The 11,451-nt window shown below is 70.7% G+C and carries 14 protein-coding genes; 9 read left to right on the forward strand and 5 right to left on the reverse strand.

Going from position 1 to position 11,451, the window contains the following annotated elements; genetic code table 11:
• Positions 1-179: 179 nt before the first annotated feature.
• Complete coding sequence (locus ACBJ59_RS56490; RefSeq protein ID WP_375118246.1) at positions 180-1,112, reverse strand: alpha/beta fold hydrolase; 933 nt, start codon at positions 1,110-1,112, stop codon at positions 180-182.
• Positions 1,113-1,390: 278 nt separating this feature from the next.
• Between ACBJ59_RS56490 and ACBJ59_RS56495 the strand changes: the two genes are divergently transcribed.
• The 3 genes from ACBJ59_RS56495 to ACBJ59_RS56505 are packed head-to-tail and all read left to right on the forward strand — an operon-like array spanning position 1,391 to position 3,068.
• Positions 1,391-1,549: a hypothetical protein gene (locus ACBJ59_RS56495; protein WP_375118247.1), complete on the forward strand. Its 159-nt coding sequence runs from the start codon at positions 1,391-1,393 to the stop codon at positions 1,547-1,549.
• 11 nt (positions 1,550-1,560) lie between these two features.
• Positions 1,561-2,037, forward strand: coding sequence for a hypothetical protein (locus tag ACBJ59_RS56500; protein ID WP_375118248.1), 477 nt, complete (start codon positions 1,561-1,563; stop codon positions 2,035-2,037).
• An 11-nt stretch (positions 2,038-2,048) separates the two neighbouring features.
• Positions 2,049-3,068 carry a DUF4331 family protein gene (locus ACBJ59_RS56505; protein ID WP_375118249.1) on the forward strand — a complete coding sequence of 340 codons (1,020 nt, stop codon included), beginning with the start codon at positions 2,049-2,051 and terminating at the stop codon, positions 3,066-3,068.
• A 138-nt stretch (positions 3,069-3,206) separates the two neighbouring features.
• Here ACBJ59_RS56505 and ACBJ59_RS56510 read toward each other — a convergent pair whose 3' ends face one another.
• Positions 3,207-3,416 carry a hypothetical protein gene (locus ACBJ59_RS56510; RefSeq protein WP_375118250.1) on the reverse strand — a complete coding sequence of 70 codons (210 nt, stop codon included), beginning with the start codon at positions 3,414-3,416 and terminating at the stop codon, positions 3,207-3,209.
• Between the two features lie 148 nt (positions 3,417-3,564).
• On the opposite strand from ACBJ59_RS56510, the gene ACBJ59_RS56515 reads away from it, so the two are divergent.
• Both ACBJ59_RS56515 and ACBJ59_RS56520 read left to right on the forward strand, forming a co-directional pair.
• Positions 3,565-3,930 (forward strand): hypothetical protein, encoded by a 366-nt coding sequence (locus tag ACBJ59_RS56515; RefSeq protein WP_375118251.1) that lies wholly within the window; start codon positions 3,565-3,567, stop codon positions 3,928-3,930.
• 203 nt (positions 3,931-4,133) lie between these two features.
• On the forward strand, positions 4,134-4,922 hold the full coding sequence (locus ACBJ59_RS56520; protein WP_375118252.1) for a hypothetical protein: 789 nt from the start codon (positions 4,134-4,136) through the stop codon (positions 4,920-4,922).
• 109 nt (positions 4,923-5,031) lie between these two features.
• On the opposite strand, the gene ACBJ59_RS56525 is transcribed toward ACBJ59_RS56520, so the two are convergent.
• The gene (locus ACBJ59_RS56525; RefSeq protein ID WP_375118253.1) at positions 5,032-5,331 is read right to left on the reverse strand and encodes a hypothetical protein; all 300 of its coding nucleotides are present in this window, start codon (positions 5,329-5,331) and stop codon (positions 5,032-5,034) included.
• A 306-nt stretch (positions 5,332-5,637) separates the two neighbouring features.
• Positions 5,638-6,609 (reverse strand): ankyrin repeat domain-containing protein, encoded by a 972-nt coding sequence (locus ACBJ59_RS56530; protein WP_375118254.1) that lies wholly within the window; start codon positions 6,607-6,609, stop codon positions 5,638-5,640.
• A 182-nt stretch (positions 6,610-6,791) separates the two neighbouring features.
• Here ACBJ59_RS56530 and ACBJ59_RS56535 point away from each other — a divergent pair, with 182 nt between their 5' ends.
• From ACBJ59_RS56535 to ACBJ59_RS56545, 3 genes are all read left to right on the forward strand, one after another.
• Positions 6,792-6,932, forward strand: coding sequence for a hypothetical protein (locus tag ACBJ59_RS56535; protein WP_375118255.1), 141 nt, complete (start codon positions 6,792-6,794; stop codon positions 6,930-6,932).
• An 826-nt stretch (positions 6,933-7,758) separates the two neighbouring features.
• Positions 7,759-8,160 carry a hypothetical protein gene (locus tag ACBJ59_RS56540; protein ID WP_375118256.1) on the forward strand — a complete coding sequence of 134 codons (402 nt, stop codon included), beginning with the start codon at positions 7,759-7,761 and terminating at the stop codon, positions 8,158-8,160.
• Positions 8,161-8,263: 103 nt separating this feature from the next.
• On the forward strand, positions 8,264-9,400 hold the full coding sequence (locus tag ACBJ59_RS56545) for a serine hydrolase domain-containing protein (RefSeq protein WP_375118257.1): 1,137 nt from the start codon (positions 8,264-8,266) through the stop codon (positions 9,398-9,400).
• A 24-nt stretch (positions 9,401-9,424) separates the two neighbouring features.
• Here ACBJ59_RS56545 and ACBJ59_RS56550 read toward each other — a convergent pair whose 3' ends face one another.
• On the reverse strand, positions 9,425-10,420 hold the full coding sequence (locus ACBJ59_RS56550) for an aldo/keto reductase (protein ID WP_375118258.1): 996 nt from the start codon (positions 10,418-10,420) through the stop codon (positions 9,425-9,427).
• Positions 10,421-10,549: 129 nt separating this feature from the next.
• Here ACBJ59_RS56550 and ACBJ59_RS56555 point away from each other — a divergent pair, with 129 nt between their 5' ends.
• Complete coding sequence (locus tag ACBJ59_RS56555) at positions 10,550-11,410, forward strand: helix-turn-helix transcriptional regulator (RefSeq protein WP_375118259.1); 861 nt, start codon at positions 10,550-10,552, stop codon at positions 11,408-11,410.
• Positions 11,411-11,451 lie beyond the last annotated feature (41 nt).

Below are 11,451 nucleotides of genomic sequence, written 5' to 3' on the forward strand. Positions count from 1 at the left end.
GCGCCGCGACCGCTCCCCATCCGACAGGCCGTGCAGCGCCTGCGACACCACGGCCGTGGCCGGCAGACCGGCGGCACCGGCGGGCGTCCGTTGACCGGCCTACATGTCGACGCCCCATCATGACTTGAGCCTGGATCCCGGGATTCCACCTGGCCACCCACCACATCTTCAGGACACCCCTAGTGCATGCTCGAGCCATGGACGTTGAGGAAGTCGCGGGTGGCCTCCAGCGCGGACTCGTGGCCGGCCGACAGCCGCAGTACGTGCCAGCCTCCAGGGACGATGTGCAGGACGGCGCCCGAGATGGTCGCGGCCGCGTGATGGGCGTGCGCCGCGTCGACGTCACCGTCGTGGGAGCCGTGGAGGACGAGTGCCGGGCAACCGACGTCGGCGGTGAGCGAGTCGTCGAGCATGGCGAACCGCGCGAGATCGTTTCGCAGGCCGGGCGCCCGATCCTCGTGGGGCGTGAGGCTGAGGACGAGGCGTTGCGTGATCTCTCGCCTCTCGCGCTCCGCCATGATCCAGTCGACGGCCTGCCCGCGGGCCCGGTCGTCGAGGGTCGACTCCTGTCGCACGAAATCGCCGAGGACGGCCCGTAGCCGGAGCCGGGAAAGGGTGGCGGTGGCCCAGGTTCCGTACCTGCTCAGGAACACGGTCCGGGCGAGGACGGGGATCTTGGGATCGTATCTGCGGGTGATGGCGGATTCGAGGATGAGCGCGGCGGTCCTGGCCGGGTGGCGCCGGGCGAACTCCAGGGCGGAGGGCCCGCCCCCGCTGATCCCGTAGGCGATGACCTCGGACACTCCGAGGTGGTCGAGCAGCGCAGCCGCGGCGTCGGCCTGTGCGGGGAAGCCCGCGCCGGTCGTCAGCGGTGTTCGCAGGTAGCCTGGGCGGGACCACGCGATGGCCCGGCAGCCGAGATCGAGGAGCGGGTCGAGTAACCACCTCTGGTCGTATCCGCCGGGGCTGCCGTGGAACAGCAGCACGGCTACAGCGGCCTGCGGGCCGTCTTGGACGTACTCGACCGGTCCTGCCCTTGTGCCGGTCACCGTACTGCCGGATCGCAGGGCAGCCCGCCGGTGGCTCGCGAAGCGGTTGTACGCCCAGGTCATCTGGTGGCCTGCTCTCCGATGCCGGATGATCTCATCTTACGAGGGCGCCGGGCGCTCTGAGCGGCGTGCCGCCGTCACCGCCTGGTCCTGCATGGCGTGCTCTCGGGGTGCGATAGACCGGGGGAAACGAACTCGAGGTGGCCATCACTCGGCGGCCAGACGCTCACTGACGAGCCGGTTGTGCCCGACCTGACCGGCGCGACGACGAAATGCGCCGACTCGCCGACTCGCTGGGCGGGCGCCACGCCGGGACGGCCGTCGTCTGTGTCATCTCCGGTATGCCTGGTGTGGGAAAGACAGCGCTGGCCGTACGAGCCGCGCACGACCGGCGATCCGACCTCCCCGACGGCCAGCTCTACGTGAACCTGCGGGGCGTCGGACCCGGGCCGGTCGATCCGCGCTATGCCTGGCGAAACTCCTGGATTCGCTCGGCGTGAGCGGTGAGGCGATGCCCGAAACGCTGGACGAGCGAGCCGAGGTCTACCGATCCAGGATGGCCGGGCGGCGCGTCCTCGTGGTGCTGGACGACGCCGCCGGTGAAAGTCAGGTCGAGCCGCTCATCCCGGCCGGAGCCGGGATCCGGCGGCCCGCGACATCGCCGCGCTCTGCGGGCCATCTGCCGCCGGCCCTGCGTATCGCCGGCGCCCGGCTCGTCGCCCACCCGCACTCGCAGGCCGGCTGGCTCGTGGAGCGACTCGCCGACACGCACCGCCGACTGGAACGCGCGGGCCCGGATGTGAACGCGCGGGTGACCGGCGCGACTCGCCACCCGTCCACACCTCTCGGTCATTTCGGCGGACAGGGCTTAACCTGCAGAAACAGGATCAAGCGCAGATCGATTCCGACGCCATTCCACGGGACGCGACCGCGCCGCACCCGGCGTTCGATGGAACGTTCCAAAAGGCATCTGGTGAGCGAGCAATGAAAGGGCCTGACATGTCCAACCACTTCACCGGCCTCAGCCTCGGGCCACCCCTCGGAGACCAGCGCCTCGATCTGTGCGACCTGTACGCCTTCACAGCGCCCGCCGATCCGGGCAGGACCGTCATCATCCTCAACGCCAATCCCAACGCGGACGCCCTGCATCCCGACGCCGTGTACCGCCTGAACATCGACAACGACGGCGACTACCTGACCGACATCGCCTTCAGCTGGGTCTTCAGCCCGCCGGCCGCCGACGGCTCCCAGACCTACAGCGTCTACATGGCCACGGGTGCGCAGGCCCGCAGCCCCGAGGCGGCCGGCACCGAGATCGTGTCGGACGCGGCCGTCTCCTTCGGCCCCCAGGCCAACGTGGTCAGCAGCGGCGAGTACAAGGTGGCCGCCGGCAGCCGCAGCGACGCCTTCTTCTTCGACTTCGACGGGATCAAGAACCTGTTCGACACCAGCGGCAAGCGGAACTTCACCGCACCGCATCTGAGCGGGCAGTCCCCGTGGACCGGCGTCGACTCCAACACTACGGCCAACGTCTTCTCCATGGCCATCGAGCTGCCGACCGCGGAGCTGGCGCCCCAGCCCGAGCTGCACATCTGGGGCCGGTGCAGCGTCCTGCGGGACGGCGAGCTCGTCCACGCCGACCGGGCCGGGCACCCGTCCATGAGCAGCTTCTTCAACACCGACGACACCAAAGAGGACTACAACGCCAGTGAGCCGGTCGACGACCGGGACAACTGGACGGACCAGTTCGTCCACCTTTTGGGGCACACCGGCGGCTACTCGCGCGAGGAGGCGATCGCCGCGATCGAGGAGCACGGCCTGCTGCCGGACGTGCTGCGCTTCGACCCGTCCAAGCCGGCCGCGTATCCCAATGGCCGGACCTTCACCGAAGACGTCATCGACATCCGCGTCGCGTTCCTCACCAAGAACGAGGCCCCGCCCACCGGCCTGCAGCCGCACACCGACACCCTGGACCGGTTCCCGTACCTCGGCGACCCGCACCCGGCAGCCGCCTCCTGACCGTCCCCGCAGGGACACGCCCGGCAGCCGCCTCCTGACCGTCCCCGCAGGGACGCGCCCCGGCGGCTCCGAGCACCCGCACGTCAAGACCCCGCCGGCACACGCCGGCGGGGTCTCTTCATCTATGGACGGGAGCGGTCAGTCGCCGCTTCCCCCACCACACCCATATCCGTCACCGTCAAAGCCGTCGTCCTTGCCGAAGTCGCCGCCCGCTCCCCCAGCGCCGGAAGAGCCCCCGCTGTCGCCGCCGCCCAGGATGTTCTCGCAGAACCAGATGATCCCGAGCCAGAGTCCTGAGCCGAGGACGATCACCAGCAGAGTGTCGAGCGTTTCAAGCAGGTCGTCCACAACAGTGCCCCTACCGTCCTGTTCGTACCTAGCCGGATCACGCCGGCTGCGGCAAGATCCCTGGAGTCCGGCAGCTGTCCACACTAAGCGATCTTTGTTGGCGGACAACGGGGGCGGACGATCTTCCCCCGACGAAAAGGAGAGGCGCGTGATCGACTCCGACGACCATCCCTCGTGGTGCGACCGCGACCGGTGCACGGCCGCCCTCAGCTTCGGCCGCCACCTCACCACCAAGCGGGTGGGTGAGCACCGCTCCGCGCCGAAGCTGCTGACGGGAGCGCTCTGGCGGAGCGAGGAGCGGCCGCTGCGCCTGCCGGTGCTGTGGATCACCGAGTCCTACGACACCGGCGACGGCGTCATCGTGCATCTCGGTCCGGCGATGGGCGGAGGCGAGGCGACGCTGTCGGTGCCCGTGCACGCCGAGCGCGTCAACCAGGTGCTGGCCGCGGTGTTCGCCGGCGACTACTCCGCCTTGCGCGCCCCCGAGCCGGATATCGACCCTGGAGACGCGTGACCGCCGCCAGGCCCGCGTAACCCGTCCCCATCGGGTTCGCCGGGCGGGCCGATCCCTGACGTGGGCCTGGGCGCTGAAAGTTTCTCCGGTCACAGCCGCTCTACCAGCACCGTTGTCGGTGGCTGCCGCCGCGGGCCCTCCCCCGGGCGCCGGATGGCGTAGCTTACTCCCGCTCATCCGCATCCGCGTCAGAGGGAGTCGTCGTGCGTACATGGTCAGTTCGCGCCGTTGTGTCGTTCCTGATGCTGCCGCTGACGGCCGCCGCGGCGGCCCCCGCCGCCTCGGCCCGGACGGACGTGCGCACGTGCGCGAAGGCGAGCCTGCTGTTCTGCGAGGACTTCCAGGCCATGCCGGTCGGCGGCGCGAGCAGCCTGCGCTGGGGGATCGACACCGAGCACGGCACGCTCACCGTCGAGCGCGGCGGGCCGCGGGGGCAGAAGGTGCTGCGCGTGCACACCGAGGGCAACGGCCGCGCGTTCCTGAAGGTGGACGACTTCGCCGCGCCGGGCAACAGCTTCTACGGACGCGTCCGGCTGCGGGTCGCCGCGTTCCCGACGGCACCGGACTGGGCGCATTACACGCTGGTCGAGGCGACCGGCGACGGGCCCGAGATCGTCCGCCCGCTCGGCGGCCAGTACGCCCCGCCACCCCACGGCGGAGCCGCGTACTGGGGCGTCGGCGCGGACGGCGGCCCCACCGGGGACTGGACGAACTGGCGAACCACCGCGCCCTCCGTCGCCGGCGCCTGGACCTGCGTGGAGTGGCGCATGGACGCCGCCGACAACCGGATCTCGCTGTGGTTCGACGGGGTGGCCAAGCCGGAGCTCACCGTGTCCACCCGCGAGCACGGCGGCAACCCGGTGGACTTCGTCTTCCCGCGCTTCGACACGGTCAAGCTGGGCTGGCAGCTCTACCAGGCGAACCCCACGCCCGCCGGCTTCGACGTGTGGATGGACGACATCGCGCTGAGCAGCCGGAGAGTGGGCTGCTGACCGTGGGCGGATCAGGCGGCGGGATCAGCGCGCAAACGCTGGTGGGGGGACTTGGCATGCGGCCGCCACCATGAGGGTGGCGGTCGCTCGGAAAGGCCACGCGATCGGGTCAGAGGTCGCTGAAGTCGTCCGCGAAACGTTCGGCCGAATGGCGGCCGCGCCGGCCGTCGCGGCCCATGTACCGGCCCGTGAGCTCGCCCCGCCCCGACTCGGGCAGGTCGACCCGGCGTCCGCTCGAGCCGGTGCAGGACAGGCGGAGCAGACCCTGGTCGATGGCCGGCGGCAACTTGGTGACCGCCGTGTCCACGCGGTCGGGGGTGACCGCGCGGACGAGGGTGAGGTCCTCCTCGGTGCGGGCCTGGGGCCGACGCGGGGCGGTGACCGGCTCCTCGACGGCGCTGTCAGGCATGTCATCGGCTCCACCATGAGTTCGGGGTAGGTCTTCGCGCCTGGGGTGAGAGCCGTCTTGATGTGGTCGTAGAAGGTGGCGCCCCGGGCGTTGGCGTCGTTCCTGGTCATCGTGAACGCCGGGACCGCCGCCGTGTGAGCGCAACCGCCTCCCCGCTTGTTGTGGTACATGACCTGCGGCGACTTGTCGCAGCGGAACGTGCTCTGGGCATGGACCGGGGTGCTGCTCTCCGTACCGTCCTGCGGATGTTTCGGGAGCCGGTGCCTGCGGCGATCATGGGATCGTCACGAGCTTGACCATCTGCCTTCAGCGGTCGCGTTCCGGCAGCCGCAACCACAGATCCGGCAGGCCGACGACGGCCCGAGCGTCAGGCAGGCGCAGTCCCGCCATGGCGCACGAATATGCCACGGCCTCGCCCTGGTAGAGGTATTCGGTGAGGATCTCGTCGGCCGTCAAGTGTCCACCGGCGTCGCCGCCGCCGGGATGTGTGTCGGAGTCCTCGATCGATCCATCGCGGCTCACAAGCCCTTGGTCGCCGCTCTTGGGGTTGGCGAACAGGCTGTAGCAGACGGTTCCCTCGGACAGTGGCAAGGTCACTTCGGGGGTGGAGGGGACGTATCCCCAGGGTTGGGTGACGACGCATCCGCCGGGGACGTCGGTGATTCCGACGATTCCCAGATGGGCATCGGGATCGGCCCACGGATCAGTCAGGACCGTCTCGATGGCGGTGTCGTCGGCCGGCCGGGCTTCCAGCCGCCGCGCAGCCTCAGCCGCGGTGAGATCCGCCACGCACGCCACACCCATGTAGTCGTCGACGTTCTCCAGTGCGGTGATCAGCCGCCGCGCCTCCGCGACCGTCGCGGCCTCGTCGGGGGTCAGGCCGGGGTACCCGGCGGGGATCGGGAACAGGCCGGGCGTCGAACCGGCGAGGGCGAGCCGCCCGGGAGACCATCCGGCCATCATGGGCCGCCATGGGTCCGCTCCGGCGGCGACCAGGGCACGGGCGTTGTCCGGACGGCGGGCGAACACAGCCGTCCACAGGGCGGTCCGGTCGTCGAACTCGGCATCGACGTCCTCGACGCGACGGGCCAACTCGGCCACCGTCTCAGGAGTCCCCCATTCGGCCGCGAAGAGCAGCGGCTTCCCCTCGTAACCGCCGAAGGCGTAGACGCCCGAGTTGGGGTCGGCACCCGCTTCCAACCTGATGCGGATCGTCTCGAGATCAGCCCACCCACGCCCATCGATACCGGACCATCCTGCCAACTGAGGCTCGGTCATAACGCTCCCTCGGATCGGCATTTCACGGACGGGACGATCTTCCCGTATCAGAACTGGCCGCTGATCCTTTGGGTGCCGAATGTCGTGTCCCCTCATGCAGCCTGGGTGTATTCGCAGCGGGCTGGCCTGCTGCAGAGCTTGATGCGCGCGATGCCTTTTGAAGTGGGTCTCGTACCACGTGGATGCCCGCGGTCGGGTTCGCCGTCACCCCCAGCACGTGGACCCGCCGGGTGGCGTGCTCGACGACGGCGAAGCAGTACAGCCGCGCGAGCATCACCGTCTCCACGCTGGAGGAGTCGCAGGCCAAGACCCCGGACGCCTGAGCCTTCAGAAACTGAGACCACGTCGGACCACCGCGGCGCGGCGCTGGATCGAAGCCGGCCCTGTTCAAGATCGCCCACACGGTGGCCGGGGCGACCTTCCGGCCCAGACCGGCGATCTGTCCAGCGATGCACCGGTATCCCCCACCAGTCCGGATGGCGCAACACCAGGGCGCGAATGGTGGGTCGGATCGGTGGGCGTTCCGGCCCATGCTCGGGGTAAGTCCAGCGTCGCCGCACCAGGTCGGCGTGCCAACGCAGGAGCGTCCGCGGTGTGGTGAACAGGTGACATCGGCGACGTCGGGGCAGGGCGGTGAGGATCGCCCGATCCGTCCACAACGGCCGGGGAGCAGCGACCCGGCGGCGGAGCACAGCCGAGCCGGCTGATGCCGCAGTACCAGAATCTCTACGTCCCTCGACGCCCGCGCTCGCGGCGGCTCCCAGGAGCAATGCCCTGATCACCTCGGCCCTGACGGTCCTAGCCGGGTCGTCCTCCTTGGCCTCTCCGGTACGGAGATCCAGCCCACGTACCGCGCACGAATGCCGCCGGCAGAGCGCGTTCCGCGCCGAGCAGCTCACCCAGATCGCCTCCATGGCCACCGCCCATCGAAGACCGGCCGCCCCGCCCGGCGATCCCCGCGCGACGTCGATTGTCAGAGGGCGATCTCGGATGGAGACGTCCGGCGTCTCACCGGCCCAACGGCGTCGTCGGTGTCAGCGGTCGCGTCAGCACGGCGACGGCCCCGTATCAGAGCGGTCGGCGATCGTAAACGCCATGAACGGTGCAGCGCCTGCCCGTTCCACCGAAACGCTAAGGAGCACCCCCATCATGTCGATCATCCTCTCCGACCAGGACCAGCTCACCCTCCGCATCGCCGGTTGGGGCGCCGTCTCGCTCATGTCGGCCGCCGGTGCCGCCGGCTCGGCCCACAAGGCGGCCACCAACGGTTCCATCGCCCTGACCTCCGCCACCGGCCTGGTCGGGCACGTCCTCGCCAAGGCCCCCAAGGGCCTGACCGGCAGGACCGTCGCCGCGCTCGCCGACCAGGTGCTGCCCGCCCTGACCGCCTCCATCACCCTGCTCCAGCAGCAGGCTCCGGAGGAGGTCGACAACTTCCGCCGCACCGTCACCGTCGCCGTCGACGCCTCCGTCCAGTCCCAGAAGGGCGCGCCCAGCCCCACCATGACCGAGATGGCCCGCAAGATCACCGAGGCCCTCGACGCCGCCTGATGGCCACGCCGGCCCTGCGCAACTCCAGCACGTCACGGGGTCCCTTCCGGGCCCCGTGACACTCCAACCGCCCGATCAATAGCTTCTGAAGGAGCAGCCCATCATGTCCACCATCCGTACCGGCCAGGACGAGTTCACCCCGCAGACCGGGCAGCATCGCCCCGAGCTGCAGCGGGTCATCCAGGAGATGGTCGATTCCGGCTTCGTCGGGGTGACGCTCCGCGTGAACGACGAGCGGGGCGAGTGGACCGGCAGCGCGGGCGTGGCCGAGCTCGGCGGGACCGAAGCGCCGCCGGTCGACGGGCACGTGCGGATCGGCAGCAACACCAAGACCTTCACCGCCACCGTGGTGCTGCAGCTCGTGGCCGAGGGCAGGATCGGGCTGGACACCCCGGTGGACGACTACCTGCCCGAGTTCGGGCTGGACCGGCGGATCACGGTGCGGATGCTGCTGCAGCACACCAGCGGCGTGTTCAACTTCACCGGCGACTTCGACCCCGACGGAACGTTCGTGCCCGGCATCCCCGCCACCCCCGCGGGCAAGGAATGGGTGGACAACCGCTTCCACACCTACCAGCCCGAAGAGCTGGTACGCCTGGCCCTGTCCAAGCCCGCCCGCTTCGAGCCGGGCACCGACTGGAGCTACGCCAACACCAACTACGTGCTGGCCCGGCTGCTGATCGAGAAGGTCACCGGCCGCCCGGTCGCCGAGGAGATGCACCGGCTCATCCTCGGACCGCTCGGCCTGACCGGCACCGTCCAGCCGACCACCCAGACCGACATCCCCGAGCCGCACGCGCACGCCTACTACCGCTACGACGAAGACGGCGAGCAGCAGACGATCGACGTCACCCGCCACAACCCGTCCTGGATCTCCAGCGGCGGCGACATGATCTCCACCACCCGCGACCTGCACACCTTCATCACCGCGCTGGTCGGCGGCAAGCTCCTGCCCAGCGAGCTGCTGGCCGAGATGTGCACGCCGGAGGCCAAGGCCGGCTACGGCCTGGGCGTGTTCGTGCAGGAGGCGCCCGGCGGCGGCACCGTCATCACCCACAACGGCGGCATGGCCGGCCACGCCGCGCTCATGTACAGCACCCCCGACGGCAGCAAGACCCTCACCGCCGCACTCAACTACCCCGACGATGCCGCCATGTCCCTGGGAGCCGCCTTCCAGCAGGCCACCCAGCAGCTCGTCCAGGAGGTGTTCGGCAGCGGCCAGCCCGAGCCGACCCAGTAGACAGGGCCGGACACCCCGGAAGGCTCAGTTGCCCACACCGAGGTCGGACATGAACGCGGACGGGTACCGGTCGCCCCGCGCCGCACCCGGTGGCACCGCCTTCTCGATGTCGGCGAGGTCGTCCGCGGTGAGACTCACGTCCATTGCGGGCAGCGCCTCGGCCAGCCGCTCGCGGGTGCGGGCGCCGGCCAGCGGCACGATGCCTTCACCCTGCGCGGCCACCCAGGCGATGGCCAGCTGGGCGACGGTGCAGCCCTTGGCCTCGGCGACCCGGCGCAGCGCGTCCACGAGGGCGAGGTTGTGCTCCAGGTTCCCGCCGGAGAACCGCGGGCTGAAGCCGCGCATGTCGCCGGGGCCGGCGGTGCGGCCGGCGGCCCAGTGCCCGGAGATGAGGCCGCGGCCGAGGACGCCGTAGGCGGTCAGGCCGATGCCGAGCTCCCGCAGCGTGGGCAGGACGTCCGCCTCCACCGCCCGCGAGAGCAGCGAGTACTCGATCTGCAGGTCGGCGATCGGGTGCACGGCGTGCGCCCGGCGGATCGTGGCCGCGTCGACCTCCGACAGCCCGACGTGCCGTACGTACCCGGCGTCGACCATCTCCTTGATCGCGCCCACCGTCTCCTCGATCGGCACCGCCCGGTCCAGCCGGGCCGGACGGTAGATGTCGATGTGGTCGGTGCCCAGCCGGGTCAGCGAGTAGGCCAGGAAGTTCTTCACCGCCTCGGGGCGGCCATCCTGCCCGCCGAGCTCGTGGCCCGGCCCCCGCATCTGCCCGAACTTGACGCTCAGCTGGTAGCTGTCCCGGTCCCGGCCGCGCAGCGCCTCGGCGAGCAGCAGCTCGTTGTGGCCCATGGCGTAGAAGTCGCCGGTGTCGATCAGCGTGACGCCGGCCTCCAGCGCGGCGTGCACGGTGGCGATGCTCTCCGCGCGATCGGTCGCGCCGTACCCGCCCGACATGCCCATCGCGCCCAGGCCCAGCGCGGAAACGGCCGGTCCGGTGCGGCCCAGGGTTCGTGTCTGCATGGTGTTCTCCCTCGTCGTCGATCTCGTCCCTCACTCTGGACGGCACGCCGGGGCGGGCGGAAGCGGAGCGTTCATCATGGGAGAGCCGCTCCCTGGCTCGGCTTGCCGGCCGCGAGGCAGGATGGAGCCATGGAACGTGAGCAGCTCGCCGACTTCCTGCGCCGCCGCCGCGAGGCGATCCGGCCGGCCGAGGTGGGCCTGGCCGACAGCCCCCGCCGCCGCACCAGCGGCCTGCGCCGGGAGGAGGTGGCGATGCTCGCCGGCATGTCGGTGGACTACGTCGTACGCCTGGAGCAGGGTCGCAGCAGCCAGCCGTCCACGCAGTTGCTCGGCGCGCTGGCGCGGGCGTTGCGCCTGTCCGACGACGAGCGCGACCATCTGTTCCACCTGGCCGGTCACCATCCTCCGCCCGCCGAAGGGGTGGCTCGCCTGGCCCGCGCCGGCCTGATGCGCATGCTCGACCTGCTCGGCGACACGCCGGCCGTGGTGCTGTCCGACCTGGGCGAGGTTCTCGCCCAGAACCGGGCGGCCCTCCTGGTGATGGGCGACCACACGCGCCTCTCCGGCGACCGGCGCTACGTCGTGTACCGCTGGTTCACCGACCCCGCGGCCCGCGCCGTCCACCCGCCCGAGGAGCAGGAGCATCAGGCCCGCCAGATCGTGGCCGACCTGCGCGCGGTCGCCGGGCGGCGGACCGGTGACCCGACGGTCGCCGGGCTCATCGACCGGTTGCAGGCCGTGAGCGCCGACTTCCGGCGGCTGTGGGCCGAACACGAGGTGGCGGTACGGCGCGCCAACCGCAAGACCCTGCTGCACCCGCGGGTGGGCCCCCTGGTGATGGACTGCGAGACCCTGATCACGCCCGACCAGGGGCAGCAACTGCTGGTGTTCACCCCGGCGGACGACGAGACCCGCGAGCGGCTGGAGCTGCTACGGGTGCTCGGCATCGAAGAGTTCCCAGCAGGGGTCACCGGCAGGATCGAACGCTGAGGGCAAGGCCGCGCCGCGGAACGGCGACGACACGATGCCCG

The organism is Nonomuraea sp. MTCD27 (assembly GCF_041950495.1).
Classification (GTDB): domain Bacteria; phylum Actinomycetota; class Actinomycetes; order Streptosporangiales; family Streptosporangiaceae; genus Nonomuraea.

Coding starts and splice junctions, on each gene's coding strand:
- ACBJ59_RS56490 (WP_375118246.1), bottom strand. CDS start 1,112: ATGACCTGGGCGTACAACCGCTTCGCGAGCCACCGGCGGGCTGCCCTG.
- ACBJ59_RS56495 (WP_375118247.1), top strand. CDS start 1,391: ATGCCTGGTGTGGGAAAGACAGCGCTGGCCGTACGAGCCGCGCACGAC.
- ACBJ59_RS56500 (WP_375118248.1), top strand. CDS start 1,561: ATGCCCGAAACGCTGGACGAGCGAGCCGAGGTCTACCGATCCAGGATG.
- ACBJ59_RS56505 (WP_375118249.1), top strand. CDS start 2,049: ATGTCCAACCACTTCACCGGCCTCAGCCTCGGGCCACCCCTCGGAGAC.
- ACBJ59_RS56525 (WP_375118253.1), bottom strand. CDS start 5,331: ATGCCTGACAGCGCCGTCGAGGAGCCGGTCACCGCCCCGCGTCGGCCC.
- ACBJ59_RS56530 (WP_375118254.1), bottom strand. CDS start 6,609: ATGACCGAGCCTCAGTTGGCAGGATGGTCCGGTATCGATGGGCGTGGG.
- ACBJ59_RS56535 (WP_375118255.1), top strand. CDS start 6,792: ATGCCCGCGGTCGGGTTCGCCGTCACCCCCAGCACGTGGACCCGCCGG.
- ACBJ59_RS56540 (WP_375118256.1), top strand. CDS start 7,759: ATGTCGATCATCCTCTCCGACCAGGACCAGCTCACCCTCCGCATCGCC.
- ACBJ59_RS56545 (WP_375118257.1), top strand. CDS start 8,264: ATGTCCACCATCCGTACCGGCCAGGACGAGTTCACCCCGCAGACCGGG.
- ACBJ59_RS56550 (WP_375118258.1), bottom strand. CDS start 10,420: ATGCAGACACGAACCCTGGGCCGCACCGGACCGGCCGTTTCCGCGCTG.
- ACBJ59_RS56555 (WP_375118259.1), top strand. CDS start 10,550: ATGGAACGTGAGCAGCTCGCCGACTTCCTGCGCCGCCGCCGCGAGGCG.